At 67.8% G+C, this 17,762-nt stretch carries 12 protein-coding genes; 4 read left to right on the forward strand and 8 right to left on the reverse strand.

The genetic code is table 11. The features are described 5' to 3' along the window. Positions 1-77: 77 nt before the first annotated feature. From ahcY to KEG38_RS30030, 4 genes are all read right to left on the reverse strand, one after another. The gene (gene ahcY, locus KEG38_RS30015; protein WP_272423342.1) at positions 78-1,388 is read right to left on the reverse strand and encodes an adenosylhomocysteinase; all 1,311 of its coding nucleotides are present in this window, start codon (positions 1,386-1,388) and stop codon (positions 78-80) included. Further along, positions 1,385-2,434 carry a methyltransferase gene (locus tag KEG38_RS30020; protein ID WP_272423343.1) on the reverse strand — a complete coding sequence of 350 codons (1,050 nt, stop codon included), beginning with the start codon at positions 2,432-2,434 and terminating at the stop codon, positions 1,385-1,387. Before KEG38_RS30020 ends, ahcY begins: the two co-directional genes overlap by 4 nt. A gap of 125 nt (positions 2,435-2,559) precedes the next feature. After that, positions 2,560-3,843 (reverse strand): M16 family metallopeptidase, encoded by a 1,284-nt coding sequence (locus KEG38_RS30025; protein ID WP_272423344.1) that lies wholly within the window; start codon positions 3,841-3,843, stop codon positions 2,560-2,562. A gap of 35 nt (positions 3,844-3,878) precedes the next feature. Next, entirely contained in the window at positions 3,879-5,642 is a 1,764-nt protein-coding gene (locus tag KEG38_RS30030; protein WP_272423345.1) for a peptidylprolyl isomerase, read from the reverse strand. A 165-nt stretch (positions 5,643-5,807) separates the two neighbouring features. On the opposite strand from KEG38_RS30030, the gene KEG38_RS30035 reads away from it, so the two are divergent. The 4 genes from KEG38_RS30035 (at position 5,808) to KEG38_RS30050 (ending at position 9,297) form a co-directional block, all read left to right on the forward strand. Next, the gene (locus KEG38_RS30035) at positions 5,808-6,314 is read left to right on the forward strand and encodes a hypothetical protein (protein WP_272423346.1); all 507 of its coding nucleotides are present in this window, start codon (positions 5,808-5,810) and stop codon (positions 6,312-6,314) included. 75 nt (positions 6,315-6,389) lie between these two features. Then, the gene (locus tag KEG38_RS30040) at positions 6,390-6,770 is read left to right on the forward strand and encodes a PilZ domain-containing protein (RefSeq protein WP_272423347.1); all 381 of its coding nucleotides are present in this window, start codon (positions 6,390-6,392) and stop codon (positions 6,768-6,770) included. Positions 6,771-6,796: 26 nt separating this feature from the next. Beyond that, the gene (locus KEG38_RS30045; RefSeq protein ID WP_272423348.1) at positions 6,797-7,222 is read left to right on the forward strand and encodes a hypothetical protein; all 426 of its coding nucleotides are present in this window, start codon (positions 6,797-6,799) and stop codon (positions 7,220-7,222) included. Between the two features lie 17 nt (positions 7,223-7,239). Continuing rightward, the gene (locus KEG38_RS30050; RefSeq protein WP_272423349.1) at positions 7,240-9,297 is read left to right on the forward strand and encodes an ATP-dependent DNA helicase; all 2,058 of its coding nucleotides are present in this window, start codon (positions 7,240-7,242) and stop codon (positions 9,295-9,297) included. 383 nt (positions 9,298-9,680) lie between these two features. Here KEG38_RS30050 and KEG38_RS30055 read toward each other — a convergent pair whose 3' ends face one another. From KEG38_RS30055 to KEG38_RS30070, 4 genes are all read right to left on the reverse strand, one after another. Continuing rightward, complete coding sequence (locus KEG38_RS30055; protein WP_272423350.1) at positions 9,681-11,963, reverse strand: CapA family protein; 2,283 nt, start codon at positions 11,961-11,963, stop codon at positions 9,681-9,683. Between the two features lie 260 nt (positions 11,964-12,223). After that, positions 12,224-14,692 carry a phenylalanine--tRNA ligase subunit beta gene (gene pheT, locus KEG38_RS30060; RefSeq protein WP_272423351.1) on the reverse strand — a complete coding sequence of 823 codons (2,469 nt, stop codon included), beginning with the start codon at positions 14,690-14,692 and terminating at the stop codon, positions 12,224-12,226. Positions 14,693-14,816: 124 nt separating this feature from the next. After that, positions 14,817-15,890, reverse strand: coding sequence for a DUF4340 domain-containing protein (locus KEG38_RS30065; protein WP_272423352.1), 1,074 nt, complete (start codon positions 15,888-15,890; stop codon positions 14,817-14,819). 21 nt (positions 15,891-15,911) lie between these two features. Next, the gene (locus KEG38_RS30070; RefSeq protein ID WP_272423353.1) at positions 15,912-17,753 is read right to left on the reverse strand and encodes a GldG family protein; all 1,842 of its coding nucleotides are present in this window, start codon (positions 17,751-17,753) and stop codon (positions 15,912-15,914) included. Between the last annotated feature and the right edge of the window lie 9 nt (positions 17,754-17,762).

The raw sequence follows: 17,762 nt of genomic DNA on the forward strand, positions 1-17,762 counted from the left end.
GGAGGCAGGCGGCGCCGGGCCCGATCGAAAGGACAAACCGCGGCGCGCCGTGGAGGAAACGCCGCGGCCGTCTGCCGTCAGTACCGGTAGTTCTCGGGCTTGAAGGGGCCCTCGACGGGCACGCCGATGTAGTCGGCTTGATCCTTCGTGAGCCGCGTGAGCTCGACGCCGAGCTTGGCGAGGTGCAGCGCGGCGACCTTCTCGTCGAGCTTCTTCGGGAGCAGGTGCACGCCGAGCGGATACTTCTCGGTCCAGAGCGCGATCTGGGCGAGGACCTGGTTCGAGAACGAGGTCGACATCACGAACGACGGGTGGCCCGTGGCGCAGCCGAGGTTCACCAGCCGGCCGCGCGCGAGCACGATGAGCCGCTTGCCGTCGGGGAAGATGAAGTGGTCGACCTGCGGCTTGATGTTCTCCTCTTTGATCTCGGGGTTCGACTCGAGCCACGCGATCTGGATCTCGGAGTCGAAGTGGCCGATGTTGCAGAGGATCGCCTCGTCCTTCATCCGCAGCATGTGCTCGCCGCGGACGACGTCCTTGCAGCCCGTCGCCGTGACGAAGATGTCACCGACGTGCGCGACCGCCTCGAGCGTGCGCACCTCGTAGCCCTCCATCGCGGCCTGGAGCGCGCAGATCGGGTCGATCTCCGTCACGATGACGCGCGCGCCGAGCCCACGCAGCGACTGCGCGCAGCCCTTGCCGACGTCGCCGTAGCCGCAGACGACCGCGACCTTGCCCGCGAACATCACGTCCGTCGCGCGCTTGATGCCGTCGCCGAGCGACTCGCGGCAGCCGTAGAGGTTGTCGAACTTCGACTTCGTGACCGAGTTGTTCACGTTGAACGACGGCACGCGGAGCAGGCCCTTGCGGTGCATGTCGTAGAGCCGGTTCACGCCCGTCGTGGTCTCCTCGCTGATGCCGCGGACCGGATCGGGGCCTTCGAAGAGCTGCGGGTACTTCTCGTGGACCATCGTGGTCAGGTCCCCGCCGTCGTCGAGGATCATGTTCGGGCCTTTGCCGCCCTCGAACGCGTAGAGCTGCTGCTCGATGCACCAGTCGTACTCTTCGAGCGTCTCGCCCTTCCAGGCGAAGACGGGCACGCCCGTCGCCGCGATCGCGGCGGCCGCGTGATCCTGCGTCGAGTAGATGTTGCAGCTCGTCCAGGTCACCTCGGCGCCGAGCTCGCGCAGCGTCTCGATCAGGACCGCGGTCTGGATGGTCATGTGCAGGCAGCCTGCGATGCGGGCGCCGGCGAGGGGCTTCTGCTTGCCGTACTCGGCGCGCAGCGCCATGAGGCCGGGCATCTCCTTCTCGGCGATGCGGATCTCCTTGCGGCCCCAGTCGGCGAGGCTGAGATCGGCGACCTTGAAGCGGGGTTTTTCGCTCATCGTGTCCTCTTGCTGTTCTCGGCGGTCCCTTGCATTTCCTCGCTGTGCCGACCGACCAGTAGCTGCCAGACGAGGTGCCTGTCCGGGCCGTCTCCCTGCCAAGCGCGCGGGAGACGGCGAATCGTCACGTCCGCGAGACCCGCGTCCACGGCCATCCGCCGTAGGGTCTCGGGATCGAAGCCTTGCCAGAGATCGGCCTCCTGCTCGCAGAGGGCCTGATCGTCGTGCGCCTCGTAGTCGAGGACGCACACCGCGCCGCCGCTCGGGCGCGCGAGGTTCTTGAGCGCGGCCATCGCGCGCGCGGGCTTCGGCGCGTGATGCAAGACGCGCGCTGCGAAGACCACGTCCGCGCCGCCGGTGTCGCCGGCCTTCGACATGACGCGGTTGCGCAGCTCGGGCGCGTCGTATTCGCCCTGTACGAGATCCACGTTCGCGAGCTCGCGCCGCCGGATGCGCTCCTCTGCGAGCGCGAGCTGCGCCTCGGCGCGGTCCACCGCGATGACACGTTCGAAGAGCGGCGAGAGCACTTCGAGCAGCGCGCCGTCGCCTGTGCCCACGTCAACCGCGAGGGCTCGATGCGGGAGGAGCGGCGCGATCGCGGCGAGATACGCGCCCAATTCGAGCGGCGGCCCGGATCGCACGGGTCTACCGCCGCGCGCGAAAAACTCGCGGGTCGCGGCGTCGCGGCCGGCGATCACCTCGCCGATCCGTTCCAACGTCCCGTCGGCCTCGCAGGCCGCGGTCCCGGCCCGCACCGCGTCGGCCACGACCGGATCCGTCGCGGCTCCCGGCGAGAGCCGAAGCAGCGTCCACGTGCCTTGCTTGCGCGCGAGGAGCAGGCCCGCGTCCCTGAGCGCCGCCGCGTGCCGCGAAATCTTCGGCTGACCTTCCCGGAGCAGCTCCGACAGCTCCCCGACGCCGAGCTCCTCGGCTGCGGCCAGCGCGAGCAACCGCGGGCGCACCGGATCGGCGAGGAGCCGGTAGAGCTCCCACCGACTCGCGGCGTCCGAGGGCAGACGCCCGCTCGGGCCCGTCGGGTCGTGCATCACGTTTCTTGCTATATGCGTTCATGCGCATGCATGCAAGAATGATCCGTCCCGACCTCCCGCTTCAATAATCACTTCAATAACGACGCCCGCTTCCGACCCTGTCACGCCTCCGTTTTGGTGCGTTATCCCCCGAATCCCTTGACCGCCCGCTCCATCCGCCCCTCTTCCGCGCGGCTGAGCAGGCCCACCGCGACCGTGCTCATTCGCTCGGGACGGAATATCCGCTGGGCGGCATCTCGTACATCGGTGACCGTGACGCTCGCGAGCTCCTCGTGCCTCGCCATCGGCGTCCGCGCGATGCCCGCGAACGCGGCGAGGCCGTAGAAGCTCGCCACGGCCTCGGCGTCGTCGAGCATCGCCTCGACGGACCAGAGGTGACGGTTCTTCGCTTTGTCGAGCTCCTCGGGCGTGGGCCCGTGCGACGCGAGCTCGTGGACGAGGGCAAAAATCTCCTTCAGCACCACGGTCGCGCGCTCGTGCGCCGCGCCCGCGGCGATGTCGACGACGCCGTCGTCCTCGTACGCCTCGAACATGCCCGAGACGTCGTAACAGAGGCCGAGCCGATCGCAGATGCGCTCGTAGAGGCGCGTCGACATGCCGTCGTCGAGCACGCGCAGGAGCATCTCCACGCTCGGCTCGAGTTTGTCCTTCTCGCTCACCGCGCGGAACGCGACGCGCAGCTCCGTCTGGCTCGACTGGTTCTCGATGAACGAAAAGCGCGGCTTCTTCTGGCCGTTCGGCGGAGGCGCCGCTTGGATGCGGCTGCCCTTGGGCATCGCCGTGAAGGCGCGCTCCGCGGCCTTGAGCACGCGATCCGGATCGAGGTTGCCCGCGAGGCAGAGGACCGCGTTCGACGCCGTGTAATGCCGCACGTGGTGGGCGCGCAGCATCGACGCGTCGAAGAGCGCGAGCGTGTCGAGCCCGCCCGTGATCGTGTAGCCGAGCGGGTGATCCTGGTACATCAGGGCCCGCGCGAGGTTGTCCGCGTCGATGATCCGGCCGTCGTCGTCGAGATCCTCGAGGATCTCCTCCCGCACGATCCCACGCTCGATCTCGAGGTCCGAGAAGCGCGGATCCGTCGTCACCTCACCGAGCAGCGAGATCACCTGCTCGAAGTTCCGCGGCGGCACGGAGATGCTCATCACGCCGTGATCCACGTAGGTCGCGGCGTAGAGCGTGCCGCCGAGCCGCTCGAACGCGAGGGCCTGCGCGTGGGCCGAAGGAAGGTCCTTCGTCCCCCGGAAAACCATGTGCTCTAGGAAGTGCGAGATCCCGTTCGTCTTGGAAGTCTCGAAGCGGGATCCCGTGCGCAGGAAGAGAGCTGCGACCGCCCGGTGCACGCTCGGTTGCGGCACGATGACGAGAGGCAGCCCGTTCGGGAGGACGAGGTCTTGGTGGATCAGCATCCGCCCTCACGAATGATGCATCCGGACCGGTTCCGCTACTCTCCGAGGTCCTCAGTGGCTTCCTTGGAGGGCTTCGCTTCCGTCGTGAACTCCGCGCCGCCGAACTTGATCTCCGTCCCGAGCGTGTTGCGAAGGCGCGAGATGTAAGCGACGAGCGCGTCCTCCTGCTTCTCCTCGAGGAGCCGGGCCATGAACATCGGGCGATCCTTCTCCCAGTCTTCCTTCGCGGCGGGCTTCTTCTCCTTCAGGACCATCACGGCGTAGCCGTTGAAGAGCTGGACGATCTCGTCCGCGGCGTCGCCCGGCTTCTCCAGCTTGAAGGCCGTCGTCGCGGCGGTGGAGCCCGGCATCATGCCCGGGATGGGGCTACCCGAAGAGTTGAACGGGAGGCTCGACTCGACGACGGGGCGCTGCGGATGCTTGCGCACGGGCGAATCGTCCGCGGCCTCATCCTTCTTCGCCTCGTCCTTCTTGTCGTCCTTCTTCTTGTCGTCCTTCTTGGCCTTGTCGTCCTTCTTGGCGAGCTTCGCTTCGAGCTCAGAGACGTAGGTATCGACGGCCTGGTCGAGCGTCTTGCCGCCCTTCACCGCGGCGAGGATCGCCTTCGCGGCCTCGGCCGTCAGGCGCTCGGTCTCGAACTTGAGATAGAGGTCCTCATCGACCTCGGCGCGGCCCACGGCCTCGGCTTCGAGGTCCTTCGCAACCTTGTCGACGAGCACGAGGTGATACCCGAACTCGCTCTCGACGACGTCCGTCACCTTGCCCGGCTCGGCCTTGAGCATCGCGTCCTCGAAGGGTTTCACCATTTTGCCCTTCGTCACACAGCCGAGCAGGCCGCCGCGCTCCGCGCTGCCATCCTCGCTCATCGCGCGCGCCACATCGGCAAAACTCTCGCCCTTGTCGAGCCGCGCCTTCGCCTCGTCGATCTTCGTCTTGGCCTTCGCCTTCGCGTCAGCGGGATCGGCGTTGTCCTGATCGATCTTGGCGAGGATGTGGCGCGTCACGCGACACTCGGGCAGGTACGAGGACTTGCGCGAGTTCCACTGGCGCTCCTCCTCCTCCTTGTTCAGCGCGACCCACGCGTCGATCGCCTTCTGCGACTTGTCGGCCACGAGATCCGCGAAGAAGCGTTTGTCGAGGCGGACGTAGGAGACGGTGGCCGTCGACTTGTCCTGGTTGTACCGCGCGAACGCCTCGGCCTCGCCCACGACCGCGCGCGAACGGACGAGATCGCGCATGCGCGCCGCGATGATCTCTTCCTTCTGGTACTCGCGGAAGTCCTGCGGGCTCATCTTGGCGACCATGCGGACCTCACGCTCGTATGCTTTGAGGTCGAACTTTCCGGTCTGCCTATTTTTGACGTTCAGGTAGCGCGTCATGCCGAGGCCCCTGTACGAGGGGCCGCGGGGATCGATGACGCGGCCGTCGGGCATGGTGATGGGCGCGAGCGGCATCGAGACGTGCATCCGACCCGAGGTGAGCGCCTCGTTGAGCTCGTCGTCCGAGACGGTGATCCCGAGCCGCTTCGCGTCCTCGTTCAAGAGCTGCCGCTCGACCAGGCCCTCGGCCGTGATCTTGCGGAAGTTCAACTGGCGCAACACCTCGGCGTCGGCACGCGGGGCGAGCATGCGGTACGAGGCCCAGTAATGGCCCGACGAGACGCAGGCCCCGCGGATCTCCACGGCGCACCTCGCAGACTCGACCATCTGTTGCCCTGCATTCGGCCGGAACTGGACGATGAAGACGAGGGCGATGGCGATGACGGCGAAGCCGCCCAGGATGCTTGTCAACTTGTTCACGTGCTCGAGCTCCGCATCCGGCGTGGCGAGGTCAGAAGCCTCGCAGGGATCAACCGAGGCCCCGGCATAGCACGACTTCACGAGAGAGGCGCTGCGGGAAAGGGCTCCTTTGGCCACGTCGAACGGCTCGACCGCCCGGCGCGTGATGAGTAAGCTCCCGGTCCCATGGCCACACCGAAAAACATGCTGCCGGATTGCGGGCTCTACCTGACGTCGCAGCCGCTTCCGGGCAACGAGCAGAAGGTCCCTGCCAACACGATCGTGTATTTCCACAATCACTCGGACAGCGGCCTTCCTCAGATCATCACGCCCGACCACAACATCCACAACCGCTGGCATTTCCACGGCCCCGGCATCGAGTTCCGCGGCCTCAACTGGGCGGGCACGTTGAAGAAGCTCACGCCCGAAGGCTTTTACACGCTGCGCCGCGAGCTCACCTTCGACGGCGGATCCTGGCCGAAGGGCGCGATCGTCCAGCTCGGCTACACCCGCGAGGGCGACCCGATCCTGTTCATCGGCCGCGTCCGCTCCCGCCTCGACGAGAACGACCTCTTCTTCTCGGACAAGGGCCTCAAGCTGAAGCGCGATCAGCTCAACGTCCTCGAGCCCGCCCCGGTCTACCAGGAGCCCGACGACGGCTCGAGCGGCCACGCCCCGAACGCCACGCATTGAGCCCTGGGCGAACCGAAACGTAAGTACCGTACGTAGGCTGACAACACGAGGCTCGCTGCTACGCTTCCGAGCCTCGTGAAACGCCGCTCTTTGACGCCGACCTCGTGCGCTCCTCCCTCCATGGCCGGGTTTTACCGGCGTGCCTCGGCGCGGAGGCCGTTCTCTGAGCGGGTGGTGTTCCGCCGCGGGGAGAGGGAGGTGCACGGCTTCGCGCTCAACATCAGCCTGGGCGGGTTGCGCGCGATCCTCGACGAATCCGTGGGGCTCGGCGAGTGCTTCGAGGTGGGCCTCGGCGACGAGGGGTCGCGATCCGGCCGGGTCGTCTGGATCCAGGAGGAGCTCGGCGGCGCGATCGTCGGCCTCGCGTTCCTCGACGCGAAGGCGGCGACGCGCGAGGCCGAGGCGCCTCTTGACGTTTCTTCACGAAGTTGCGAGCCTTGGGCCCGGTCCAAATAATCTGGGGGGCCCGGAACGATCGGACGATGCCGACGCCGGCCGAAGTCAAAAAAGCTTTGATTGCCGCAGGGTTCGAGGTGTACCGCACGCGCGGTGACGTCGTGCACGTCGCCGAGCGCGCGCGGGAGAACCTCATCATGGACTCGGGCGTACGCGTGCATTCCAGCGAGGTCGCGGTGGGCCTCGTGCTGCGCGCGCAACGCAGCGATTTCCCACACGACCCGGACGACGCGATGTTCGAGCGCGCGCGTGGGCTCGGCGTCGCTGCGCGGGAGCGCGGATTCAGCGAGGTCGGGACGCAGATCACGCGCCTGCCGGATCCGAGCGACGAGGAGCGCACGCTCGATAGCTGGTTCGAGGTCTCCTTCGAGAAGCGCGTCGCGGGGCTCGACGAGGCGATGGCCGAGGTCGGCTTCGCGCTCTCGCTCGAGAAGGCGGCGTCGCGGTCGTAGTGCGCTACGACGACGGCGTGAGCGACGACGAGGACGACGACGTCGAGCTCGAGGCCCAGCCCGAGCGCTCAGGGAGGCGTGGGCGCGCGCGGAAACTGCTCGGACCGGACGGGCCGCTCGCGCGGGCGTTCGAGGGCTACGAGGATCGCGAAGGGCAGCTCGCGATGGCCGACGCGGTCGAGCGATCGCTCGAAGAAGATCGCGTGCTGCTCTGCGAGGCGGGCACGGGCACGGGCAAGACGCTCGCGTACCTGGTCCCGGCGATCCTGAGCGGCCGCAAGGTCGTGATCTCCACGGCGACGAAGGCGCTCGAAGAGCAGATTTTTGCCAAGGATCTGCCACTCGTTGCCGAGTACCTCGGGCTTCGCGTGTCGGCGGCGCTCGTGAAGGGGCTCGGCAATTACCTCTGCTTGCGGCGCTTCGACGAGCTGCGAACGAGCCCCGAGTCGCACCACGACGCGGGCGTCTCGCGCTCGCTGCCCGTCGTGGAGGCGTGGGCGCGGGAGACCGAGGTCGGCGATCTCGCGGAGCTCGTCACGCTCGCGGAGTCGGATCCGATCCGGCGCGAGGTGTGCTCGTCGAGCGAGACGCGCATCGGCTCGGCGTGTCCGTTCTTCGAAAAATGCTTCGTCACGCGCATGAAACGCGAGGCCGAGGAGGCGCGCGTGCTCGTGGTGAATCACCACCTCTTCTTCGCGGATCTCTCGCTCAAGCTCGGCCGCGGCAATGTCCCCGGTGCGGGCGCGCTGCCGCCTTACGACGCGGTGATCTTCGACGAAGCGCACGAGCTCGAGGACATCGCGACCGAGTTTTTCGGCACCCGCATTTCCGGGTCGCGCGTCGACTCGATGCTGCGCGACGCCGATCGCGCCTTCATCGCGAGCGGGCTCGCCGATCGAATCCTCGGGCGAGGGGAGGGGACCGCGATCGTGGCGCTCGTGCGCGAGGCGGCGGATCGGTTCTTCGCGGCGGTCGCGAAGGTCGGGGGCGAAGCCGCGCGCGAGGGGCGCGTGGAGCTCAAGCGCGAGGTGTGGGCAGGCGAGCTCGTCGATGCGTATCACCACTTCGACGAGGCGCTCGAAGCGCTCGGAGGCTACGCGTCGGCGCACGCGATCACGGAGGCGGTCGGGCTCGTGGGCACGCGCGCGGAGACGCTCCGCGCGGACGCAGCGAAGATCGTGGACGGCAAATCGGGCCAGGTGACGTGGGTCGAGGTGCGCGCGCGATCCGTGTCCGTGGGCGTGTCGGCCGTGGACGTCGGCTGGCTCTTCCGCGAAGGCGTTTTCGAGCGCATCGGCGGCGTGGTGCTGACGAGCGCGACGATGACCGCAAAAGCGGGAGATTTTCGCTTCCTGCGCACGCGCCTCGGCCTCGACGAGCGCGTCACGGTGCCGGTCGACGAGCTCGTCGTGCCTTCGCCGTTCGACTACGCGTCGCGCGCACTGCTCTACACGCCGCGGGATCTGCCGGAGGTCTCGGATCCGGCGTTCCTCACGGCGTCGGCGGATCGGATCGTGGAGCTCGTGAACATCGTGGGGGGCGGCGCCTTCGTTCTTTGCACCTCAAACCGTTCCATGGTCGCGCTCGGTCGCACGCTCGCGGGAAGGGTGCCAGGGCCGCTCATGGTGCAGGGGCAGGCGCCGAAGCGGATGTTGCTCTCGAAGTTCCGCGCCGCGCATCACGCGGTGCTCGTGGCCACGATGAGCTTCTGGGAAGGCGTGGACGTGCCGGGCGACGCGCTCCGGCTCGTGGTGATCGACAAGATCCCGTTCGCCGTGCCGACGGATCCCGTGGTGGTCGCGCGATCACAGGCGATCGAACAGGCGGGGCACTCGCCGTTCGCGACGTACACCGTGCCGCAAGCGGCGATCACGCTGAAGCAAGGGTTCGGCCGGCTGATCCGGACGCGGCAGGATCGCGGGATCGTGGCGATCCTCGATCGACGGGTGCGGACGCGCGGCTATGGCGCGCTCCTGCTCGACGGGCTGCCGCCAGCCGCGCGCACCGAGCGCATCGACGAGGTGAAAGCTTTCTGGTCGAGGCTGCTCGCGGAAGACGACGCGGCTGGCCACTGAGGTCCGGCTCATCGGGGAGCCGCTGCGCTGGGGCGTTGCCCCAGGCCCCACCAGGGGCTGTCCGCCCCTGGACCCGGACCAGCCAGGGGCTGGACCCGGGGTCGATGAACTGCGCAACGCGCAGTTCATCGAACAGGCCGAGGCAAGACCGGCGACGGGCCTGCCAGTCAAAACCGCAGCATTGACGTGTCTGCTCGACGAGGGGGACAGCGCTGCCGTCTTGGTTGGCAACGTGGTTCGTGGTCTTGCCACGGGCCCGTCCGAGAAACCGCGCATCGCGCGGTTTCTCGGCCTTCGGTCCAGGCCGTGCCTGGTCCGGGGTGCAGGGGGCGGACAACCCCCTGCCGGGGTCCGGGGCAGCGCCCCGGCGCGGCGGCTTTCGATTAGAGCGCGCTGAAGGTGCGGTGCCCGAGCGTGATGCCGAGCGAGGAGACGCCTGAGGCGACGTTCGTGAAGCGCACGTGGCTCCAGTTGTTCGGCGCGGGGATCTCGAAGCCGTTCAAGGCGTAGATCGAGCTCTTCTCCCAGCGGATGAGGCTGAAGTCGTCGATGAAGATGCGCGCCTCGCCCATCGCCGGCGGCGACGTCCGGAAGTAGAAGCGCGCGCTCGTCGCGTTCGAGGCGGCCGTGACGTTCACGACGAACTGCGTCCAGCCGTATGTGCTTGCGGCCTTCGTGTACGAATCGGTCGTGCTCACGATCGCGCCGCTGTCGCTGTACATGCGCGTCGTGAGCGTGAAGGGGCCTGCGTTATCGCCGCGGATGAAGCCCGTGATCGTCAGCTTCGAGCCGCCGGGAAAGGAGACGCGGTTGTTGTTGTAGACCGTGATCTCCGACGAGTTCGATGAGTTCCGGAGCATCACGAGCGCGCCCATCCCGCTGCGCACGACGCTGTTTTCCACGTAGCGGACCGTGCTCTGGTCCCACGCTTGCCCCTCGCTGAAATCGCCGTCCACGTCGAGGTCCTCGAAATCCCCGTTGATGAGCAGCTCGCGGCCCCATTCGACCGTCGCGCTTGCACTCGACTTCACGTACGAGAGCGAGTCTGAAGGCGCACTTCGCGTGAACGCGATGGGCCCGGTCGCCTGGCTCGTCACGGCCGCGTTCAGCGCCTGGTTCGTCGTCGTCGTCGTGTACTGCGAGGCCGATCGAAGCGCGACGATGCGGTGCCCTGCGGGGAACACGACCGCGCCCGAGAGCCCGTCCGCGATGTTCTGGCCGGCCGGACTCTTCGGCAGGTACGTCGACAGGTGCCCGAAATGCCGACCCATCCGCGCGAGCCCATCGCCCGCGACGAGCTTCGGCACGTAGCCCTCGATGCTGATCGGGATGAGATCCAGCCGCGCGACGTCGAAGCCGCCGCCCGCGAGCACGTCGACGTCCGCGACTGCGAGCAAGGACTGGAACGTCTCGTGGACGTCCTGATCGAAGACGAAGTTGCCGAGGGACATCAGCACGAACTTCGGCGTCCCGCCCACGTTCACGAGGCCGATGCCCTGCGCCGTGTGCGTGTGGTGGGCGACGACGATCCCTGCGCCCCGGTTCGCGAGCGAGATGAACTTCGAGCGCATCGAGTTCGACGGGAACTCGCTGTACTCCACGCCGCCGTGGATCATGGGGATCGCGAAGCGCTCCGGCGTCTCGTCGTCGATGAACGTGTTCATGTTCGTGGACGACGCTTCGAGCGCGCCGGCCTTTTCCGGATCGCGCGCGACGAGCAGGTAGTCGAGCTCCGCCGATCCGTCGGAGACGAGCTCGCTGAAGCCGAGCAGCGAGAGCGGCACGCTGTTGAACGTGCGGAAGATCGTGGTGCCCTCGGCGTTCGTCTCGTTCGAGCCCACGCCGCACCAGTCGAGCCCCGCGTTCGAGACGTGGAGCATTGAGTCGGTCACGCCGGTCGTGAGGTAGTCGAAGATGTGGTTGTTCGCGAGGCTGACGCCGTCGATGCCCGCGTACGTGAGGCCCGCGAGCGTCTCGGGGTACGAGAAGAACGTGTAGTCCTTGTACGGATGCGGGGTGGTGGTGTCCGAGGTGACCGGGGACTCGAGGTTGACGACCGTGTAGTCCGCGGAGGCGAGGGCGTCGCGCACGTACGTGTAGAGGGCCTGCGCGTCGGCGGCGCGGCTCGCGGGCCGGATGAGGTCACCTGCCTCGCCTTCGACGCCGTCGGCGTCGAGGTCCGTGAAGCGGCGGCCCATCATGGTGTCGCCGCCGAAGATCAGGCGCACACGGCCCGTCTTCGTCGGGTTCATGGAGATCGTGCCGGTGCTCGTGATCGTCTCGCTCGTCGGCCGGTGCAGGTCGACGGGGACGATCTCGCTGTAATGGCCGGAGGCGGTGATCTTGAGCAGAACGTTCCGGCGCTTGAGGCCCGTGATCGTGAAGCCGCCGGACGCGTTCGTGGTCGCCGTCTTGTTCGCGTTCGCCACGCCGTCGCCCCAGGCGAGGACGGTTACGGTGGCGCCCGAGATGGCCTGGCCCGAGCGGTTTTTGATCGTGCCGCTCAGGCTGATGAGGGTCTGCTCGTACGTCGTGTCGAACGTGGTCTCGTTTGTGTCGAACACGTAAGGCTGCGCGTGCGCCACCGCCGGCGCGAAGGCGCTCGCGACGCCGAGCCATACGAGCCCTGCCCGAAGGTGTTTACCGGTGATGCGGGTCTCAGCCATGGTCCGCTCCGTGCCGTCCTAGAGGGGTCGAACAGGGACCGGAGAGCGCTCGCGAGGATGGAAGGGCCGGGTTCGACGCGAGCGCTCGCGGGCCCCGATAGGAAATTTCAGTCTTTTCCGGCTGGACCGAGCCCGTCAATCGTTCGCGCCGCGAACCCTCGTGGAGAGGGCGCGCACGCTACGACCGCACGCGAACGGGTGTCCGTCTCCGCAGCGGGGGAGGAATTTTGTGGACATTCTGCACGGCGAAGGGACGGAGCTCAGGCGCGGAGCGTGGCGCCGAAGCGGGCGTGGACGGTCTCGACGACGGACTTGTGCCGCCGGTCGACTTCCTCGTCGGTGAGCGTGCGGGCCTTCTCGGGGTCGGTGGCGGCGCGCGGGTCGCGGTAGATGACGTGGAAGGCGAGGGAGCGATGGCCCGCGGGGATGCTGCCGCCGCGGAAGAGGTCGAAGACCTCCACCGACTCGCAAAGGTCGCCGCCGGCCTCGCGGATGGCCGCGCCGACCGCGCCGGCCTCGACCTCGTCGGAGACGACGAGCGCGATGTCGCGCGTCGCCGCGGGCAGGGTCGGGATCGGGCGGTACTGCGGGCGCGCAGCGCCGACCTCGGCGAGGGCGCGGAGATCGAGCTCGACGACGACCGCGGAGCCGCCGAGGTCGAGCTTGTCGACGACGTCGGGGTGCAGGACACCGAACGCGCCCACGACGCGGCCCTTCACGAGGACGTGCCCCGCGGCGCGCGGGTGCAGGTACGGCGCGCGGGTCGCCTCGGGCTGGTGCGCGACCTCGGCCTTCTCGTGGGTGACGCGCTCGACGATCTCGAGGGCCACGCCCTTTGCGTCGTACACGTCGACCTCGACCGGCTTTTGCAGCGGCGAGCGACGGTACCCGGCGAGCACTGCGGCGAACGAGGGAGCCTCGTCGGCGAGCGGCGCGCGCGCGGGATCGGCGAGGAACCGCGCGCCGACCGTGAAGAGCCGGGCGTCGGGCACGCCGTGCCTGCGGGCGCGTCGCACCGCTTCGAGCAGGCCCGGGAGCAGCGACGTGCGCATCACGGCGCGGTCCTGCGTGAGCGGGTTCAAGAGGCGGAACGGCGCGGGCGGCAGGCCGAGCGCCTCGATCTCCTCGGGAGAAACGAAGCCGTACGTGATCGCCTCCGACAAACCGACGGAGACGGCCGCGCCGCGCACGCGGAGCGAGAGGTCGAAGGCGTGGCGCGGAGGCTGCGGGCGCAGGGCCGGGAGCACCGTCGGCACGGTGCCGAGGCCACGCACGCGCACGACCTCCTCGACGAGATCCGCCTCGCCGGCGATGTCGGGCCGGTGCGAGGGCGGGATGACGTCGGCGTACGCTTGTTCGCCTTCGCCGTGCGTGCCGCGGACCTCGAAGCCGAGACGCGTGAGGATGTCCGTCGCCTCGGGGAGCGGGACGTCCGTGCCGAGCAGCGCGTTCATGCGCGCGGCGCGCAGGCGCACGGGCTCGCGCGCCGGGATCTTCGCGCCTGCGAGGATCGGCTCGCGTGCCGCCGCGCCGCCCGCGAGCTCTGTGAGCAGCGTCGTCGCGTAGGCGAGGGCGTCTTCGAGCGATCCGTGATCGACGCCGCGCTCGAAGCGATGGCTCGACTCGGTGTGCATGCCGTGTCGGCGCGCGGTGCGCCGCACGCCGCGTGGCGCGAAGTAGGCGCATTCGAGGAGCACACGCGTGGTGTTCGCGTGGATCTCGCTGTTCGCGCCGCCCATGATGCCCGCGAGCGCGGTCGGCCCCTCGGCGTCCGCGATGACGAGGTCGTCCACGTCGAGCTTGCGCGCCTCACCATCGAGCGTCTTGAGCGGCTCGCCCGGCGTGGCTCGGCGCACGATGATCTGGCCGCCGCGCACGTCGTTCAGATCGAACGCGTGCATCGGCTGCCCGTACTCGAGCAGCACGAGGTTCGTCACGTCGACGACGTTCGAGATCGAACGAACGCCCAGGCTCTCCAGCCGGTAGCGCAGCCACGTGGGCGAGGGACCGATCGTCACGCCGAGCACGAGGCCCGCGCCGTACCGCGGGCAACGCTCGGTGTCGTCGATCCGCACGGACACGTGGCGCGACACCGTCTCGCCTTCGGCGAACCGCGCGGGCGCCTTCGGTGTCGGCCGCTTCCACGGCAGGTTGAACAGCGCCGCGACCTCGCGGGCGATGCCGATGTGGCCGAGCGCGTCCGGACGGTTGGGGGTCAAACCAAGGTGGAGGATGTAATCGTGCACCTCGGGCATCGCCTCGCGCAGCGGCGTGCCGGGTGCGGCGAGGCCTTTCGGCAGGATCAGGATCCCCGCGTCCTCTTCCTTGCTCGCGACCGCCGAGAGCCCGAGCTCGCGCTCGGAGCAGAGCATGCCCTCGCTCACGATGCCGCCGATCTCGCGCGGCGTGAGCGTCATGTTCACGGCCGGCAGGTGCGCGCCGAGGGGCGCGAAGGCCACGAGGCCGCCCGGCTCGGGCACGTTCGGCGCGCCGCAGACGATGCGCTGCTCGGCGCCGCCGCGGTTGATCGTGACGAGCTTGAGCTTCGCCCGCGACGGGTGCGGCTCGGCGGCGAGCACCTCGGCCACGACGAGCGTCTTCGTGCCCTCGCCGAACTCGGTGATCGCCTCGACCTCGATCCCGGCGTGCGTCAGACGCCGCCCGATCTCCTCGGGCGAAGCATCGAGACCGGGGATGAGCTCGCGAATCCAGCGGTAAGAGGCTTTCATGACCCCTGCGGCCTAAAACGCATGCCCCCAAGATTCAAGCGTTCTCGGTCGACAAAAGCCGAAGGCCCCCTTGGGGGAGGGGGCCTTCGTGCGTTTCGTGTGTCCTGGGCCTACAGGCGCCGGGTCACTCGAGCTCGGGGGGCGCGTCGTGGCCGTGGCCGTCGTCCCCCGCGTGCTCGTCCTTCTTTTCGTCCTTCTTGTCGGACTTCTCGAACTTGGCGCGATCCGCCGCGGCCCAGTCACCGGACCACGACGAGATCACATAGACCGTGCCGTCCCCGCCCTCTTTCTGGGCGAAGCGGCTCGATCCCTTGCTCGTCTTGCCGACCTTGACCGTGATGTCGCCGGCGTTGTCCTTGAGCTTGATCTGGACCACGCCGCCGTTCGTCTCGGCCGCGTCGAGGCCGGCGTCCGATTTCTCGTCACCGAAATCCTCGGCCGTCAGGGACTTGTATGCGCGCAGCATGTCCTTGACCTTGGCCTCGTCGAATTTTTCCCATTTCTTGATGGGCTTCTCGAGCTTCTTGTCTTTGTCGCGTGGCGCGAAGGACCCGGACCACTTCTCGTCGTTCTTCGAGAAGCTGAACTGGCCGTTCGCGTTGGTCACGGACACCTGGATCACGTTCGCGTCCTCGAACTTGAGGATCGACGTCTCGCGCCAGTTCTTGACCTCACGCGTGTAGAGGAAGTTCGAGTAGCCGCCGACCACCCACACGCCGTCCTTGCCGCCGACGCGCGCGAGCTGGCCGCGAGAGCCGCTCTTGCCGAAGTAGGCGTCGAAGATCTTGCCGTCGCCCTTGTAGGCGAGGACGTGGACGCCCTTCTCGTCGTCGAGCTCGTACTGCTTGTAGGTGCCCGTGCCGCGGTCGATGCTCTCCTTGACCTTGATCTCCTTCAAGTTGTCGAGGAGCGACCGCACGTTCGATGCGTTCGCCTTGGCGGACACGGGGGCCACGAGCTCCCATGCGTCGCCCTTCTTCTCCAGCGTGACGCTGGATTTGTCGGCGTTCTTGATCTCGATCTTGGTGATCGCTTCGACGTCGTCCTTCGAGGGGGCAAGCGTCGGGAAGTCGGCCGTCGCCGCGGTCGCGGAGTGGGCCGACATCTCCTTCTGCTTCGTCTGCCTCGTGGCGTAGAGGCCGCCGCCGAGGGCCGCGAGGACGCCGATCGCCACGTAGATCTTGTGCTCGGTCTTCATGGGTCTCCTTCGTCTTCGTCGTCAGTCGAGTCGGATGGAACCCCGCGCGTTCTCACGCCGCCACCAGCGGAAGAGGCCGAACGCCGCGAAGAGCAAGGGTCCGAAGAGCGTGAGCGACCACTGCACCCGCGTCTGCGTCTTCTTGCGCTCGAGGCGATAGTCCTCGGCCTTCTTCGTCGCCGTCGCCTCGTCGTCCGTCGCGTCGATCTTCGGCGCCTCGATGTTCGCGTACGTGAGCTTCGGCTCCTGGAGGAGCTTCGCGCTCGTCGCGATGAGATCGGAGTCGCCGCTCATCCAGTCGAGGACGTTCTTGAACGCGAGGATCGTCGCCGTCAGGTAGTTCTGGGCGTACGGCATCGAGAGCATCTGCAGATCCTCGTCGCCGCCCATGCCGCCCATCATCATCATCTGCGGAGGCATCGGGGGCGCGTTGCCCGAGCGCGCGTAGGGGTTCGCGAGGAACTGCGAGGCGCTGATCACGAGCAGGCGGCTCTTGTCTTTCGACTCGGCCGGCGTCTCGATGCCCTCACCCGCGCCGCCGAACGCGCTCTTGATCTTGCCCTCGAGCGCGACGGCCATCGCGCGCTGGCCGTACTCGCCCTTGGGCTTGGCCTGCGCGGAGAACTTGAGGTCGATCGCGTCGGAGGTGTCGATCGTGGTGCGCGGCGTGGAGCGAGCGACCACCTTCATCTGCGCGCCCGGCTGCTTCTCCGGGTGCGGGACGAGCGTCGAGGGGAAGGGGAACGCGAGCTCCTCGATGCGGAAGAAGCCGGCGAACGACGAGTCGAGCGTCTGCTCGGCCTCGCTGAGGCCGTCGACGTGCTGCGCGTGCGCCATGCCGTAGCCAATGATGCCGATGACCTGGCCGGTCTGCGTCGGGACCGCGATACGGACGGGACGACCCCAGTCCATGATCGCTTCCTTCTTCATCTCGACGCCGTAGCCGTCGAGCAGTTTGTCCAGGCCATGGAGGTTCAGCTCGGCCTTCATCGCCGCGTCGGAAGCCTTGAGGTTCACGGCGCCCGCGATCACCACGACCGACTTGTTCCCCTCCATGAGGAACTGATCGATGCGGCGGAGCTCCTTCTCCGTGTAGTCCTTGGCGGGCTGCGTGATGATGATGCCCGCGAGCTCCTTGTTGATCTCGGCGTCGCCGTTCTGCAGGTCGACTTCCTCGATCTTGTAGAAGGGCAGCGCCTGGTCGAGGATCCCCTTCATCGAGGGGCCGCCGCCGCGGCCGGGCTGCGCCGCCACGAGGTTCGTGTCGGTCAGCTTGATCTCGTCCTTGCCCGTGATGACGCCGTACTTCTGGTAGACGTTGTCGGCGCGGTCGCGGAGCTCCCGGATCTTGTTGGTGATCCAGAATTCGAGGCCCTGCGACTGATCCGCGGACAGTATCGGGATCGCCTCTTTTTCGCTGCCGTACTTGAAGGCGATGCCCATGAAGCCGCGCGTGATCGTGGCCTGATCCTGGCCCGTCTCGCTGCCCTCACCGAAGGCCGCTTCCTGCAGGCCCGCTTCCTTCGCGGCCGTGCGCTGCTCCTCGGTCTTCGGCTCGATGAGCGTGTACTTGAACTTGCCGTTCGAGCCGCGCTCGTACTCGTTCATCAGGTCGACGAGATCCTGGATGAAGGCCTCCTGCTTGGGGCCGCCGCGCGTCACGTAGACGTCGACCTGCAGGTCTTGCTTGAGGCCCTCGGAGACGAGGCGCGCCGAGCCCTTCGACAGGGTGAACCGCTCGTTCTTCGTCACGTCGACGCGCTTGTTCTGGATGAACGCGATGACGTTCACGACGACGAGGATCGCCGCGACGAGGACGAGATAAACGCCGGTAGCCGCTCTGGCCTTGGTCTTGCGTTCCATGGCCTTCCT

Source organism: Polyangium jinanense, from assembly GCF_028435265.1.
GTDB classification, from domain to species: domain Bacteria; phylum Myxococcota_A; class Polyangia; order Polyangiales; family Polyangiaceae; genus Polyangium; species Polyangium jinanense.

Bases quoted from the DNA above. Each gene is read 5' to 3' on its own strand.
- KEG38_RS30065 (WP_272423352.1), bottom strand. From the start codon at position 15,890: ATGAAGACCGAGCACAAGATCTACGTGGCGATCGGCGTCCTCGCGGCC.
- ahcY (WP_272423342.1), bottom strand. From the start codon at position 1,388: ATGAGCGAAAAACCCCGCTTCAAGGTCGCCGATCTCAGCCTCGCCGAC.
- KEG38_RS30025 (WP_272423344.1), bottom strand. From the start codon at position 3,843: ATGCTGATCCACCAAGACCTCGTCCTCCCGAACGGGCTGCCTCTCGTC.
- KEG38_RS30045 (WP_272423348.1), top strand. From the start codon at position 6,797: ATGCCGACGCCGGCCGAAGTCAAAAAAGCTTTGATTGCCGCAGGGTTC.
- KEG38_RS30020 (WP_272423343.1), bottom strand. From the start codon at position 2,434: ATGCACGACCCGACGGGCCCGAGCGGGCGTCTGCCCTCGGACGCCGCG.
- KEG38_RS30035 (WP_272423346.1), top strand. From the start codon at position 5,808: ATGGCCACACCGAAAAACATGCTGCCGGATTGCGGGCTCTACCTGACG.
- pheT (WP_272423351.1), bottom strand. From the start codon at position 14,692: ATGAAAGCCTCTTACCGCTGGATTCGCGAGCTCATCCCCGGTCTCGAT.
- KEG38_RS30070 (WP_272423353.1), bottom strand. From the start codon at position 17,753: ATGGAACGCAAGACCAAGGCCAGAGCGGCTACCGGCGTTTATCTCGTC.
- KEG38_RS30055 (WP_272423350.1), bottom strand. From the start codon at position 11,963: ATGGCTGAGACCCGCATCACCGGTAAACACCTTCGGGCAGGGCTCGTA.